Below are 13,239 nucleotides of genomic sequence, written 5' to 3'. Positions count from 1 at the left end.
AATGCGGCGCGTCCTCATCACCGGTTGCCCCGGCGCGGGAAAGTCGACGGCGGCCCGGAGACTCTCAGAGATCACCGGCTTGCCGCTGATTCATCTCGATCTGCATTACTGGAAACCCGGCTGGGTCCGGCCTGAGAGCGCAGAATGGCGAGAGACGGTGCGGGAGCTAACGGCGCAGCCAAGCTGGATCATGGACGGAAATTATGGCGGCACGCTCGATCTGCGCCTCGCGGCCGCCGACACGCTGATACATCTCGATTTCTCGACATTTGTCTGCGCTTCGCGGGTTCTCCGCCGCGCATTTTCAGGGCTCGGAAACGTCCGGCCCGGCGAATTTGTCGATGGATGCCCCGAGCGGCTGGATTGGCCGTTTTTCCGCTTCGTCCTGACCTACCGTCAGCGGAGCCGGGCGCGGGACCTGGAGCGGATGCAAGGCTTTCGCGGCTCCGTCCATCGGTTCGAAACACCGAACCAACTGGAGCTATTCCTGGAAAGAACGGGGTCCGATGCCCCACCCAGCCCAGCCGTCCTCCCGGCTGGAGAGCCGGGATCCAGGTGATCGAAGAGCCGCGTCCTCCTTCCCTGGGTCCCCGCTTTCGGGAGGATGACGACTTTTGGGGTATGGCGCGCCAGCTCAGAATTTCAGCGCATCAACCCGGGCGACGTTCGGCAGCGCCTTCACCTTGGCCAGCAGATCCTCGCCGACCGCGCTATCGACTTCGACCAGCGCGACCGCCTCGCCGCCCTCTTCGCGGCGGCCGAGATGGAAGGTCGCAATATTGACCCCCGCATCGCCCAGCGCGGAGCCGAGGGAACCGATGAAGCCCGGCTTGTCGTAGTTGCGGACATAGAGCATGTGGTCGCCGAACTCGGCCTCGATGGCGATGCCCTGCACGTCGACCAGCCGCGGCAGGGTGCCGGCGAAGAGCGTGCCGGCCATGGAGCGGGTGCGCTCGCCGGTCTCCACCGTGACGCGGAGCATTGTCTGATAGTCACAGGGCCGGTCATGCTTGATCGTGGTGACCGCGATACCGCGGGCCTGCGCCTCGACCGGTGCGCTCACCATGTTCACCGACGCAAGGGTCGGCTTCAGCAGGCCGGAAAGCGCAGCCGCGACCACCGGCGCCGGGTTGATCTCCGCCGCCTGGCCCTCGAACTCGATCGCCACCGACTTGATGGCGCTGCCGATCACCTGCCCCGTGAAGGCGCCGAGATTTTCGGCGAGCTTCATGTAGGGCTTCAGCAGCGGCGCCTCCTCGGCGGTCACCGACGGCATGTTCACCGCATTGGTGACGGCGCCGGTCAGGAGATAGTCGGACATCTGCTCGGCCACCTGCAGGGCCACCTTCTCCTGCGCTTCCGTGGTGGAGGCGCCGAGATGCGGCGTCGCGATGAAGTTCGGCGCGCCGAACAGCACGTTCTCCTTCGCCGGCTCCTCGACGAAGACGTCGAAGGCCGCCCCGGCCACGTGCCCGGTCTCGAGCGCACCGCGCAGCGCCACCTCGTCCACCAGCCCGCCACGGGCGCAGTTGATGATGCGCACGCCCGCTTTCATCTTCTGGATCGCGCCGGCATCGATGATATTCCGGGTCGCGTCGGTCAGCGGGGTGTGCAGGGTGATGATGTCCGCCTCGGCGAAGAGCTCGTCCAACTCGACCTTGGTGACGCCGAGCTGCGCCGCCCGGTCGTCGCTGAGATAGGGATCATAGGCCGCGACGCGCATCTTCAGGCCGCGCGCCCGCTCGGCGACGATGGCGCCGATATTGCCGCAGCCGATCAGGCCGAGCCGCTTTCCGGTAAGCTCGACCCCCATGAACTTGGACTTCTCCCACTTGCCGTCCTGGGTGGAGCGGTCGGCGGCGGGGATCTGGCGGGCAAGCGCGAACATCATCGCGATCGCATGCTCGGCAGTGGTGATGGCATTGCCGAAGGGCGTGTTCATCACCACCACACCGGCGGAGGTCGCGGCGGCGGTATCGACATTGTCCACGCCGATGCCGGCACGGCCAACGACCTTCAGGTTCTTCGCCTTGGCGAGAACCTCTTTCGTCACCTTGGTGGCGGAGCGGATGGCGAGACCGTCATAATCGGCGACGATATCCAGAAGCTCCTCGGCCGATAGGCCGGGCTTGAAATCGGTTTCAAGGCCGCGCGCGCGGAAGATCTCCACGGCGGCGGGGCTCAGCTTGTCTGAGATAAGGACTTTGGGCACGGCTTGCTCCTCGTGCTCGAATTTCTTCGTGTCTGGAAAGACGCTCCCGGCGGCCCCGCCGGGAGCGGTCTTGCGCGTCAGGCCGCCTCGGAGAGAGACCGTTTGACCTCGCCATAGGCCCAGTCGAGCCACGGCATCAGCGCCTCCATATCGGACGCTTCGACGGTCGCTCCGCCCCAGAGCCGGAGACCGGCGGGCGCATCGCGGTAGCCGTTGATGTCGTAGGCGGCACCTTCGGCTTCCAGCAGCGCGTCGATCTGCTTGGTCGCGGCCCGCTGCTCCGCCTCGGGCAGGGACTGGAACCACGGATCCGAAATCGAGATACAGATCGAAGTGCAGGACCGCACCGCCGGATCCTTCGCGAGGAAGTCCGCCCAGTTGCTGGCCTCGACCCACTTCGCCACGGCGGCGAGATTGGCTTCGGAGCGGGCGACCAAGCCCTTCAGACCGCCAACCGCTTCCGCCCATTTCAGCGCGTCGAGCACGTCCTCGACCGCCAGCATGGAGGGGGTGTTGATGGTCTCGCCCTTGAAGATGCCTTCGTTGAGCTTGCCGCCCTTGGTCATGCGGAAGAGCTTCGGCAGCGGCCAGGCCGGAACGTAGGTCTCCAGCCGCTCGACCGCGCGCGGGCTGAGGATCAGCATGCCGTGCGCCGCCTCGCCGCCCAGCACCTTCTGCCAGGAGTAGGTGGTGACGTCGAGCTTATCCCAGGGCAGCTCCATCGCGAAGACGGCCGAGGTCGCATCGCAGATCGTCAGACCCTCGCGGTCGTCGGCGATCCAGTCGCCGTTCGGCACGCGCACACCGGAGGTGGTGCCGTTCCAGGTGAAGATCACGTCACGCTTCGGATCGACGGCGGAAAGGTCGGCGATCTCGCCGTAACCCGCCTCGATCACGCGGACATCGTCCAGCTTCAGCTGTTTGACCGCATCGGTCACCCAGCCGGCACCGAAGCTTTCCCATGCCAGCAGGTCGACGCCGCGGGCGCCGAGCATGGTCCACATCGCCATCTCGACGGCGCCGGTGTCGGAGCCCGGCACGATGCCGATCCGGTAGTCGTCCGGCACGCCGAGCAAGGCGCGGGTGCGATCAATCACGTCTTTGAGTTTGGATTTTCCGATCTTCGACCGGTGAGAACGCCCAAGAGCGGCGTCGGCGATTACAGCGGGGCCCCATCCGGGTCGCTTAGCGCAAGGTCCGGATGAGAACTGCGGAGCACGCGGGGTTACCGTCGGCTTCATAAGTACCATCCTTCAAATGTAACCACTCGTTGGGGAGTGGCGGCCCGCCGCAGACGCTATGGATTTCCGCGAAACTGTCAACAGCGTATTCTCGACGATGATGTTGCAGCGCACCAAATATGGCGTCACAAGGCTCGGCTCTGTACGCGTTTCGAACAACCATTTCCCGGCTGGGCAGGAGGATCAATTACTTCAATAATTGGCTCAAATTGCCTCAAACAGTTGCAAATTCAACACATTCCATGATGGAAACCGGTTTGTGCGGTTTCGAAATCAATTTGACAGGACGAATGGGTTGCAACGCGAAAATTTGCGGCCTATATTGTGCACTGCAATACGGACTGCCCAGCCGTATTGTTTACTTCTTGGGCGTTTCCTCCCTTAACTCGGGCCGCTGCAAAGCGGCCCTTTTTTCTTGCCTACCGGTCAGATTTGACCGGCAATTTCCGCCATCCCGGCCCGGCAAAGCACTCCTCCCACCGAGCGGAGCGCATTGATTTTCCCCATTATTTCAAATCACTATCCACCACTTTAGTTCTTGGCCCGCAGATTGCTCCGTTGCTCCCGACAACGAACACAGCATCCGAGACAGGAGCACGACACATGGCTGACATCGATTTCCGGACCTGGCCCGCACAAGAGTCCACCGGCACGCATTCCCGGCAGGACTGGATGACGCCGGCCGGCGGCTTCAATCGCGGTAACGAGACGGCCGGAGCAGCCAACCAGAATGTCGGCGCGCCGGAATTCTCCCTGCTCGACCAGCTGCCGGAAGTGATTGTCGACGCGGTCGGCGAATGGGCGATGCATCTGCAGGGCCAGTCATGGCGCCTGCGCCGCCGTGCCCTGAACCGGTTCTCCGAGGCCTTCGCCGATCAGTTCCTGGCGCTCAATCCCTCCCTGTCGGACGAGGAATACGATAGCCTCACGGATATCGGCTATACCTGCCTGCTTGAGTTGCTCGACGATGGCCAGCCCATCTCGGACCTCGACCAGGCCCACAGCTACAAGCGCAGCGTCCACGATGCCCATCGGGACTCGGCCGAGATCTTCCTTGCCATGAACGCGCCGACCACCACGACGGTTCACTGAGTTCCCCCAGGCGCCGTCCCCCCGGCGCAAAATCCCAAGAAACTAGGGCCGCGCGTGCGGCCCTTTTTTCATGTCACCTTCTCCGAACGGTCGGGACAAGCGCCCTTCGCCGCCGGAGCACCGCCGAGCCAGGCCGCTGCCTCGTCATAGTCCCGCAGGATGCGCCGCTCCCGTTTTGGCGCTCCCGGTGCAAGATCGAGCATGTCGCGAAATAGTTTCATCACCATCCCGTCGACTTCGGTCGAAACAAGGAATACGACCTGTCTCGCACCGTGCGCGGTAACAGGATCCGGCTTGTTCGGCTGAATCTGCTTCAGCTCTTTGATGTAATCGAAATCCAGAGAATGCAGCTCGGCGCGCCGCAGATCGAACAGCAAGCCCATCCCTTGACGATAGTGCTCGTTCTCCCGCAGGCGGCCGATCCGCTCGACCGACGAGTCAATCGTGAGCGCACCCAGCACCCTCACTTCAAGGAAAGGGCGCTCGAAATCGGTCCGTACCACGAATTCCATAATGGCCCGCGCGTGATAATCACATACGGCCATATTCTACGAACCTAAAATAAAAATGCCAATTTCCGCTTTGGAGCGGGAGTCTCAGACAGCCTCGCAAAGCCAGGCGACGGCAGATTCTCGATCGGAGAAGAGTTCCGTTGTCTGTCCATAGCGCCGAGAAGACACCGCACGCCACAGTTTCAGCAACATAAAGTCCACCTTGCCGGAAAGAAGGATCGCGACCCGGACCTTCTTCCGTTTCGGCGTCTCCTCCATATAGGACAATAAAGCTTTCATATCGTCGGCAGAAAACTGAGAGAGGTCCGCCTCCTGGAAGTCCCAGAGCGCATTCATCCCATCCACATAGCCGTCGACCCGCCGCAGATCCGCGATAGCCATCTGCATGCCGGTCAGGTCAACCGAACCGCTGCAGACGGCTTCGACGAAATTCTGATCAGGATTTTCCCTGACGTCGCAGTGCATGAGTTTCCCGAGTCCAAGCCAGCTCGCCGCCGAATAACAATTGCGGCGGCCCGATACAATCGGCATGGACGTCACATTACAAGTTCGGCTCCGTAAGCAAATGATCCCGGTATCGCGGCCTACGGCCGTTTCATTCCAAGAACCGAGATATCTCCGGCTTCGATTGCATCGCGCATGGCCTCGAAACCCCTAGTCATTTCCTCGTACATCTCGCGATAGAAGCGAAGTTCGGCGACTTCCGCCTCCTGCAGAAAGCCGTGACGCGGTGCGCCGGAATCCAGCAGTTTGGCGAAATAGCGACCGCGGGCCTTCGCGGCCATCTGCGCCACGCCCTCAAGTTCGCCGGCGGCGACTTCCATCACCGTTTCCTGCGTCAGATGCCGGTTCTGTTCGTTCATATAGCGGTCGAGTTCACGGGCATATTGCTGCGGGTTGACCCGGATCGCGGCACCCTTTTCCTGCAGCCACTTGGCGCGGGAAGATTTCGTCTTCGGCGCGGCCGGCGCCTCGACGGCGCTGTTGGCGTTCGCCGGACGCGGTGCCCGGGCGACCGGCGCGACAGCGGCGGCCCTATCGGTCCGCAGCGGTTGCTTCGCCGATTGCGGCGCCGCCTGTTTCGGAGCGGCCTTTGCCGGAAGTTTCGCTTTGGCAGATGCCTTCTCGCCGCCGTCTTCGGGATATGGGTCCCAATCCGCACCTGCACCGGTTCCGGAAAGATCTTTCAGGCGCGCGCCGAGACCCGCTTTCAAAGCCGACGACAAGGACATGTTCTGCTCCTCCAAACTACGCACCGGCACTTCGCCGGCATGGTCGGAGGGATAAAAGCAAGGACCGTGCCGGTTTTACCTCAGGCGGCAAGCAACCTGCCGCGATCATGCGGAAGATCGAAATTCAGCTCCGGGCCCTTCGGCACGATCCCCTTCGGATTGAGGCTCTCGTGGCTGCGGAAATAATGCTCCTTGATGTGGCGTATATTCACTGTTTCGGCGACACCGGGCATCTGGTAGAGCTCGCGCAAATAATTGGAAAGGTTCGGATAATCGGCGATCCGCCGGAGATTGCACCTGAAATGCGCGACATAGACCGCATCGAAGCGCACAAGGGTTACGAACAGACGCCAATCGGCCTCGGTAATGCGGTCGCCGACCAGATAGCGATGGTGCGACAGCCGCTCTTCCGTCTCGTCCAGCCGGGCAAAAAGTGCATCGAAGGCCTCCTCGTAGGCCGCCTGCGTCCCGGCAAATCCGTTCCGGTAGACCCCATTGTTGATATCAGTGTAGACGCCGTCGTTCACCCGGTCGATCTCCGCACGCAACGGCGCCGGATAGAGATCGAGTTCGGCATTCACGCCCGGGAGACGATCGAAGGCGGAATTGAACATCCTGAGGATTTCCGAGGACTCGTTCGAAACGATGGTCCCTTCCCGCTTGTCCCAGAGCACGGGAACCGAAACCCGCCCGGTATATCGTGGGTCGGCGGCGAGATAGACTTCGCGCAAATAGCGCGCGCCGTTGACCGGATCGTCCATTCCGTCCGGATCGTCGCCGAAGGCCCAGCCTTCGGGGCCCATCAGCGGATCCACGACCGACAGATCGATATGCGGCTCCAACCCTTTCAGCTTTCTGGCAATTAGGGTCCTGTGCGCCCACGGGCAGGCATAGGAGACATAGAGATGATAGCGCCCGGACTCAGGTGCGAAACGCGCGCCCTCCCGGTCCTCGACCTGATCGCGAAACGTGGTTTCCTGACGTTCGAAACGGCCGTCTCCGCCGCTCTTGCCGATCGGCTCATATTCCCATTTTCCGTCAACCAGGGCGCCCATTGCCGGTCCTCTCGCTTGTTCCCTTCGCTCCGGACAAACGTGGCGGGTCGACGACAGAGATCAAGGCTCGCAATCGGAAACTGTCCTGTTACGATGGCGGCCAATTTCGTTGTTTCTTGGGGGACGGGACCATGGTGGCGGTCATTCGTGAGCTGCTGAATAAGGATCAGGTTAAGGCGATTGCGGCCAAACTCTTCTCGGCCGAGTTCGTCGACGGAAGCTCCAGCGGCGGCCCGCTTGGCAAAGACATCAAGAAGAACACGCAGGTCCCGCCCAACAGCCCGCATTACAGGGAAATGTCGGAGCTGGTTCTCGGCGCTATCAAGGCGAACGAGACAGTTGCCATCAAGGGAATGCCGCGGCGCATCCTGTCGCCGATTTTCGCCTCCTATATGACGGGCAATCAGTATGGCGAGCATATCGACGCCGCCTTGATGGGCCCCTATCCGGGCATGCGCACAGACCTTTCGATGACGATTTTCCTGAACAAGCCGGATGCCTATGAAGGCGGCGATCTCGTTCTGACCACCGATTTCGGGGAAATGGTCTATAAGGAAAATCCGGGCGACGCGGTGCTATATCCGACGCACTATCTGCACCGGGTGAATCCGGTGACGAAAGGACGCCGTCTCGCCATCGTGACCTGGATGGAAAGCATGATCCCGGACCCGCATCAGCGGGAAATCATCGGCGACCTGGCCGAAACCCAGGCGATCCTGACTAGCTCGAATGTAGACAAGAAGGCCATCCTGATGCTGGAAAAGGGGCGCCTCAATCTGCTCCGGATGTGGGCCCGGACCTGACGCTAGAGAAAATGCCGGGCGAGATCGCCCGGCAATGCGCCCCGGCGGGCGAGCAGATCGGCTTTCAGCAGCATGGCCTGTGAGAAGGCGTCGACGATCTCACCGTTGAGGGCCATTTCGACAACGTCCCGCACCGGCAGGCGCCGGATCTCCAGCCGCTCGCAAGCCTCCGGTGCCGCCGTGCCTTCGGCCAGGTCCCAGGCAAGGAAGCCCATGGCCTGCTCGTCCGTGATCGCATTTGAGAGATCCATCCGGACCAGCTCCTGCCAGCTTGCGGCGGTCAGGCCGGTTTCTTCCAGCAGCTCCCGTTCCGCCGATCCGCGCGGATCGTCAAAATCTCCACCACCTTCCGGCAATTCCCAGCTGTAATAGTCGCGCGGGAAACGCTGCTGGCCGACCAGCCAGGTCATGCCCTCCCCATCGACCGGCAACACCCCGACAGCCAGCCCCTTGACCCGAACGACGCCGTAGAGCCCCGGATTGCCGTTGGGATCGAGCACGTCGTGCTCGGTCACACCGATCCATGGATTGTCGTAGACCTTCCGGGTTTCCAGCACTTGCCAGACCGGTTGTCCGACCTGTTCCGTCATGAGGCTCACGCCCTAACCGTTGAGACTGGCGCAACCCTAATCCAGGGCAGAAGGAAGGAAAAGACGGCCTCAGGCGTTTTCGGATCCCATGAGCGGACGCATTTCCGCGGCCGGCACGCTCTCCGCCGGAGCGAGCGAAACCGGCTCCTCGATCCGCCGGAGCGCTTCCGGAACCGCGGCCTCCTCAGGGATGGCACAGAGCCTTGTCCGTTGCATCGCCCGCCCGAGACCCGGCAGCGCCGTCACGGCGGCAACCGGAACCGCCAGCAGAAGTCCGCATATCACCGGCGCTGCCCATGGCAACACCTGCGGGGCGATCTCGACCAGCGCGGTCAGAAAGGCGGCACCGAGCAAAGTCTGAGGCCAGAGACCGGCAGCGGCCTCACGAAGGGTTACGCGACGATCGTCGCGCTGCTGCGCGTCCCAACGGATCCGTTTGCCGAAGAACAGGCCGACGACGAAGATCGTCTGCGCGAGGGCGGCAACCGGCGAGATCAGCATCGAGAAGATGAGCTCGCACAGGGTGCCGGCAAGAATGCGCGGCAAGCCGCCATAGGAACGCCGCGCGTCCTTGCGGAGCGCGATGTCCAGAACACCCAGCAGCTTCGGTGCGAAAGTCATTGTCATGACCGCGACAAAGAGCCCGAGCCCGAAACCGGGTAGCCCCGCATTTGGCAGGGCGTGCCCTGTCGAGGTCGCACCGAGATGGAGATCTACGAGCCCGAGCCCCATGAAGGCGAACCAGAACGGTGCCCCGGTATACATCATGATAGCGAGCAGAAGCTGGACCCGACCCATCGGCCGCACGCCGCGGATCAGCGACGGATGCCGGAAAAGCTTCAGATACTGCATGTTGCCCTGGCACCAGCGGAGGTCCCGTGTCAGGAAATCCGGCAGGTTTGTCGGGTTCTCCTCGTAGCTGCCATCCTCGAGCGGGAGAACCCGAACCTCGTATCCGCCGCGACGCATGAACACCGCCTCGACCTGATCGTGGCTGAGGATCTCGCCGCCGAGCGGACGCGTGCCGGGAAGCTCAGGAAGCCGGCAATGAGCGCGGAACGCGGCAATACGAATGATCGCGTTATGGCCCCAATAGGGACCGTCCGGACCCTGCCACCACGCACTGCCCGTTGTGTAGGAACGCATTCCATGGCGCATGCCGAACTGGAAGAGACGGGCAAACCCGCTGCTCGCCGGCATACCGGTCACAAGCGTCTGCAGAATGCCCACCTTCGGATTGTGCCGCATGAGACGGACCAGACGGAGGATCGCATCGCCGGACATGACGCTGTCGGCGTCGAGCACGATCATATGCTCGAAGCCGTCACCCCAGCGCTCACAGAAATCCTCGATATTCCCGACCTTCTGGCGGCTGTTCTCCTCGCGCCGCCGGTAATGCAGGCGATCCGGGCGCGTATTGCCGTCGCGCCAGTTCTCGAACAGCGCCCGCTCCTCCGCGGCGATTGCCGGATCGCTGGTGTCGCTGAGCAGAAAGATGTCGAAACTGTCGGACTTCCCGGTCGCATCGAGACTGTCCGTCACGGCACGCAGATTGCGGATCACCAGCGCGGGATCCTCGTTGAAGACCGGCATTACGATGGCGGTTCGTGCGGTGACCGGCGAATGGGTGTCGTCGAGTCCCTCGAGGTCGGTGACCCGTTTCAGCCAGTCGCGCCGGAAATGCAGCAGCGAAAAGCCGATGACCGCATTCCAGAAGCCGATCACCATCCAGGGCGTGTTCAGCGCGAAGACGGTCACCATGGTGATTTCGATGCCGGTGAGACCGTCGCGCGCGAAGACAAACGCCAAGGCTGATAAGAGACCGACGATCGTACCCGCCACCAGACCGGCGAAGACGGCGCGCCGGCCGCGCAGGGAAGCCGGACCTTTCGCGCCCTCGCGTTCGGCGGAAATCATCAGATGTGAAGCGTCCATGTTCCCCAAACCTAGGAGTGCCAGATCCGTATGAGCGATCTAGATCTGAGCTAACTAATTGAAATAGGCGAAATTGGGGAGCCCTTCCCTTGCTTCCGCCGCATTCAAACAGTTGATCCTCGCCTCGCTCCGCGTCAGCAAAACAAGCTTCACAAAGACGCGATAGCGAATTGACTGGAGGAAGGCGCGGTTCCAGCGCTATTCCGCCCTATGTCATATTAGGATGCGTACAGGGCCGGGACCTGGGACCGGTGTGTGGAGGCTATGGCAGGACAAGCGACCAAGAAACGTAAGCAGCGCGATCCGCGGCTCGATTTTTTCCGCGGAATCGCGATGCTGATCATCTTCATCGCCCATGTACCGCAGAATCACTGGTCGAACTTCATCCCCGCGCGTTTCGGTTTTTCCGACGCGGCGGAGATGTTCGTTTTCTGCTCGGGTTTCGCCGCCGCGATCGCCTTCGGCGGCACCTTCATCCGTGCCGGGTTCTGGCACGGGACCGGCCGCGTGCTCTACCGGATCTGGCAGCTCTACACCGCACATATCCTGATCTTTTTCCTGATCACCGGTCTGATGGTCGCAGGCAACGCGCTTTTCGCCGAGCCGAACTATATCACCCGGCTGAACCTGCATTTCTTCTTCGACGAGACCCCGAAGGCCCTGCTCGGACTGCTGACGCTGACCTACGTGCCGAACTATTTCGACATTATGCCGATGTATATGGGCGCGCTGCTCATGATCCCGCTCTTCATGGCGCTTGCCCGAATCCATCCTTGGCTCGCGATGGGCTTTTCGCTCTCGGTCTATTGCCTCAACTGGCTGCTCGACGGCGGCCTCCCGGCTCACCCGAACCACGACCAGATCGAATGGTTCTTCAATCCCTTCGGCTGGCAGCTTGTGTTCTTCACCGGCTATTCCATCTCACGCGGCTGGCTGACCCCGCCACCGTTCAACCGCTATCTCATGGCGGCCTGTGTTGTGTTCGTGGTCGCTGCGGCGCCGGTCTCGCATTGGTGGTTCTTCGTCGGCTATCAGGACAGCCTGCCGTTCCTTGCCGACTGGCGCGAGGCGACGCTGCCCTGGCGCGCGAAGACCGATTACGGGATCCTCCGCTTCGTCCATTTCCTCGCCCTCGCTTACATCACCGTCAATCTCGTGCGCGGCCGGGAGCATCTGCTGCTGCACAAGGCCTGCCATCCGATCCGCACCGTCGGCCAGCAGGCGCTCCCGGTGTTCCTTCTGAACATGTGGCTGGCGCAACTCGGCGGCATGATGCTCGACCAGATCGGGCGGACGCAATTGAGCTGGGCGGCGGTCAATCTCGCCGGCCTCGCGATCGTGGTGCTGTTCGCCTACCTCGTTACGGCGATCAAGACCGAATGGTGGCGCATGGTGATCGAGACCCGGGCCCGCGAAGCCGGAGTCCCGGATCTCGATGGAAAGCAAGGCCCCAGAGGTTCGATCCTCTCGCCTGCAGAATGATTTCCGGAAAAACGTTCGGGCACCTCCTCGCCGGGTTCTGGCTGAGCCTGGCGACTGCGGGCGGCGCCACAGCGGAACTCCGTGAAAGCCTTTCATTCGAGAGCAACGCCCTCGGCCGGGAGATGAAATACTCCCTCTTCCTGCCGGACGATACGGCGGGGCAGTTGCCGGTCCTGTATCTCCTGCACGGGCTCGGAGGCAACGAGCGGGACTGGCAGAAACTCGGCCGGATAGAAGGCACCATGGACCGGCTTCTGGCGACCGGCGCTGTGCCGCCATTCGCAATCGTCATGCCCGACGCGGGCAACAGCTGGTACGTGAACTCTGAGGCGCACGGAGCCTACGAAGACGCGATCCTGGACGACCTGTTGCCATACATCGAATCCCATCATTCTCTTGGGACAACGCGGGCCATCGCAGGACTGTCGATGGGCGGATACGGAGCGCTCCGCCTCGCTTTCCGCCATCCTGCGCGCTTCGAGATGACGGGCGCCCTGAGCGCGGCGATCTTTCCTGACCTGACACGGAGAGAGGATGTCAGCGAGCAGCAGGTGCGCTTCTTCAAGGGAGCTTTCGGAACACCATTCGATGTTCCCATGTTCAACCGGCAGAACTTCTTCGCGGACATCCCCGCATTGACGGGAGCGGCGTCGAAACCGGCTATTTTCGTCACGGTCGGAGACGATGACGGGTTCGGCCTTTACGAAGGCAATGTCGCGCTTTATCTGGCGCTGAAACGCGCCGGCATCCCCATCGAATTCAGGATGACCGACGGCAATCACACCTGGCGCCTCTGGCGCGAGGAAATCGAGAATGTCCTGCTCTATTACGGACAGATCCTGCGCGCGAAAACCGAGTAGACCGGGCTCAGTTGATCAGAACCATGTCCAGTTCGAGCACATCGTCTTCCTCGAGGGACCAGTCGTCGCCAAGCAGCTCGATCATCTCGCTGCTGTCATTGTAAAGGAACGACGCGTCGAAGGACTCGTCCAGTCCGGTGACGCCGTAATCGTCCGCATGTTTCGGAATGTAACGCATTCTACCCTCCTCAAAGAGCTGATCTGTTCAGCGTTTCGCTCACTCCC

General features: G+C 62.0%; 14 protein-coding genes. 5 read left to right on the top strand and 9 right to left on the bottom strand.

Features of this window, described 5'->3' with window-relative positions; genetic code table 11:
* The first annotated feature begins 1 nt into the window (after position 1).
* Entirely contained in the window at positions 2-559 is a 558-nt protein-coding gene (locus tag NUH88_RS18865) for a P-loop NTPase family protein (RefSeq protein WP_257768110.1), read from the top strand.
* Positions 560-634: 75 nt separating this feature from the next.
* Here NUH88_RS18865 and serA read toward each other — a convergent pair whose 3' ends face one another.
* Positions 635-2,212 (bottom strand): phosphoglycerate dehydrogenase, encoded by a 1,578-nt coding sequence (gene serA / locus NUH88_RS18860; protein ID WP_257768108.1) that lies wholly within the window; start codon positions 2,210-2,212, stop codon positions 635-637.
* Positions 2,213-2,289: 77 nt separating this feature from the next.
* The gene (locus NUH88_RS18855) at positions 2,290-3,453 is read right to left on the bottom strand and encodes a phosphoserine transaminase (protein WP_372743527.1); all 1,164 of its coding nucleotides are present in this window, start codon (positions 3,451-3,453) and stop codon (positions 2,290-2,292) included.
* 603 nt (positions 3,454-4,056) lie between these two features.
* On the opposite strand from NUH88_RS18855, the gene NUH88_RS18850 reads away from it, so the two are divergent.
* Positions 4,057-4,545, top strand: a complete 489-nt coding sequence (locus NUH88_RS18850) for a hypothetical protein (protein ID WP_257768105.1) — start codon at positions 4,057-4,059, stop codon at positions 4,543-4,545.
* Between the two features lie 68 nt (positions 4,546-4,613).
* Here NUH88_RS18850 and NUH88_RS18845 read toward each other — a convergent pair whose 3' ends face one another.
* The 4 genes from NUH88_RS18845 to NUH88_RS18830 form a co-directional block, all read right to left on the bottom strand.
* Entirely contained in the window at positions 4,614-5,090 is a 477-nt protein-coding gene (locus NUH88_RS18845) for a hypothetical protein (protein ID WP_257768104.1), read from the bottom strand.
* A 51-nt stretch (positions 5,091-5,141) separates the two neighbouring features.
* Positions 5,142-5,597 (bottom strand): hypothetical protein, encoded by a 456-nt coding sequence (locus NUH88_RS18840; RefSeq protein ID WP_257768102.1) that lies wholly within the window; start codon positions 5,595-5,597, stop codon positions 5,142-5,144.
* Between the two features lie 44 nt (positions 5,598-5,641).
* Positions 5,642-6,289: a hypothetical protein gene (locus NUH88_RS18835; protein ID WP_257768101.1), complete on the bottom strand. Its 648-nt coding sequence runs from the start codon at positions 6,287-6,289 to the stop codon at positions 5,642-5,644.
* An 80-nt stretch (positions 6,290-6,369) separates the two neighbouring features.
* Positions 6,370-7,344 carry a glutathione S-transferase family protein gene (locus NUH88_RS18830; protein WP_257768100.1) on the bottom strand — a complete coding sequence of 325 codons (975 nt, stop codon included), beginning with the start codon at positions 7,342-7,344 and terminating at the stop codon, positions 6,370-6,372.
* Between the two features lie 131 nt (positions 7,345-7,475).
* Here NUH88_RS18830 and NUH88_RS18825 point away from each other — a divergent pair, with 131 nt between their 5' ends.
* Positions 7,476-8,147 carry a Fe2+-dependent dioxygenase gene (locus NUH88_RS18825; protein ID WP_257768099.1) on the top strand — a complete coding sequence of 224 codons (672 nt, stop codon included), beginning with the start codon at positions 7,476-7,478 and terminating at the stop codon, positions 8,145-8,147.
* A 2-nt stretch (positions 8,148-8,149) separates the two neighbouring features.
* Here NUH88_RS18825 and NUH88_RS18820 read toward each other — a convergent pair whose 3' ends face one another.
* Positions 8,150-8,737 (bottom strand): NUDIX domain-containing protein, encoded by a 588-nt coding sequence (locus NUH88_RS18820; RefSeq protein WP_257772260.1) that lies wholly within the window; start codon positions 8,735-8,737, stop codon positions 8,150-8,152.
* A gap of 69 nt (positions 8,738-8,806) precedes the next feature.
* Entirely contained in the window at positions 8,807-10,672 is a 1,866-nt protein-coding gene (mdoH, locus tag NUH88_RS18815; protein WP_257768097.1) for a glucans biosynthesis glucosyltransferase MdoH, read from the bottom strand.
* A 264-nt stretch (positions 10,673-10,936) separates the two neighbouring features.
* Here mdoH and NUH88_RS18810 point away from each other — a divergent pair, with 264 nt between their 5' ends.
* Both NUH88_RS18810 and NUH88_RS18805 read left to right on the top strand, forming a co-directional pair.
* Entirely contained in the window at positions 10,937-12,154 is a 1,218-nt protein-coding gene (locus NUH88_RS18810; protein WP_257768096.1) for an OpgC family protein, read from the top strand.
* Positions 12,151-13,014 (top strand): alpha/beta hydrolase, encoded by an 864-nt coding sequence (locus tag NUH88_RS18805; RefSeq protein ID WP_257768094.1) that lies wholly within the window; start codon positions 12,151-12,153, stop codon positions 13,012-13,014. The genes NUH88_RS18810 and NUH88_RS18805 overlap by 4 nt, the downstream gene beginning before the upstream one ends.
* A 7-nt stretch (positions 13,015-13,021) precedes the next feature.
* Here NUH88_RS18805 and NUH88_RS18800 read toward each other — a convergent pair whose 3' ends face one another.
* Positions 13,022-13,192: a hypothetical protein gene (locus NUH88_RS18800; RefSeq protein WP_257768093.1), complete on the bottom strand. Its 171-nt coding sequence runs from the start codon at positions 13,190-13,192 to the stop codon at positions 13,022-13,024.
* Positions 13,193-13,239: the final 47 nt, after the last annotated feature.

This window comes from Nisaea acidiphila, assembly GCF_024662015.1.
Lineage (GTDB): Bacteria > Pseudomonadota > Alphaproteobacteria > Thalassobaculales > Thalassobaculaceae > Nisaea > Nisaea acidiphila.
Note: the sequence above shows the minus strand (reverse complement) of the source record. Positions and strands in the feature narration are given on the sequence as shown.